1 protein-coding gene is annotated in these 945 nt (G+C 47.5%); it reads right to left on the bottom strand.

Annotated elements, in window-relative coordinates; all coding sequences use genetic code 11:
• Positions 1–24: 24 nt before the first annotated feature.
• Positions 25–894: a LysR substrate-binding domain-containing protein gene (locus KIV40_RS31325; RefSeq protein ID WP_285353200.1), complete on the bottom strand. Its 870-nt coding sequence runs from the start codon at positions 892–894 to the stop codon at positions 25–27.
• Positions 895–945 lie beyond the last annotated feature (51 nt).

The raw sequence follows: 945 nt of genomic DNA, 5'->3' as shown, positions 1-945 counted from the left end.
GTTCCGTCACTTGGCTAGCTTTCATTAATCTAAATTCTCAGCGAGAAAGTCCACCAGCAGACGAACTTTAGAAGATAGGTTACGGTTTTGAGGATAGAGCGCCCAGATCCCCTCTTTGTCATCTCGGAAATCTGACAGCACTTCCATTAGCTCTCCCGATTCTAGATCATCGCTGACATAGTATTCAGGTAGCTGCACTAAACCAATGCTCTGCTTTGCGGCATCTAACAGCGCTAAACCACTGTTAGATTTGATACGCCCATTCACACGTACAGAGCGTGGCTGACCATTTTCTTTGAATCGCCAATGCTCAAAGCCGCCAACTAAACATTGATGATTACTGAGTTCAGACAAGGTATGCGGCTCACCGTAACGTTCAATGTATTCAGGGCTCGCACAGACATAAAGCTGGCGCTGTGACAAACGCTTCGCCACTAAACTAGAATCCTCCAGTCGGCCCAAACGAATTGCAACATCAACACCAGAATCAATCAGATCGAGCTTCTGGTTGGTGAGCATAAGTTCGAGTTCAACCTGAGGATAGAGAGCCAAAAACTGGTGCAACAACGGGGCAAGTTGGCGCTCTCCGTAGGTCACTGGCGCGGTCACCTTGAGCAAACCCTTTGGTGTTGACTGCATCTGAGTCACCGCGAGTTCTGCCAGCTCTAACCCTTCCACTAGCTGCTTACATTGTTGGTAATAAAGTTGTCCAGCTTCAGTCAGTGAGACTTTACGAGTGGTTCGGTTGAACAACTTAACCGCCAGTCTCTCTTCTAAACTAGCGACACGGCGGCTTATCTGCGCAACAGAGGTTGATAGCTTAGCTGCCGCACCAGTGAAGCTCTCACGCTCCGCTACCGCAACAAATTCACTCACCCCTTCCCAATTCGCCATACGATTACCCATTTACTAATATTTTTCGTTAAGTCTATTGAAATAACGTAT

The sequence above is a fragment of the Vibrio sp. D173a genome (genome assembly GCF_030248475.1).
This window is presented reverse-complemented; position numbering and strand designations above follow the sequence as displayed.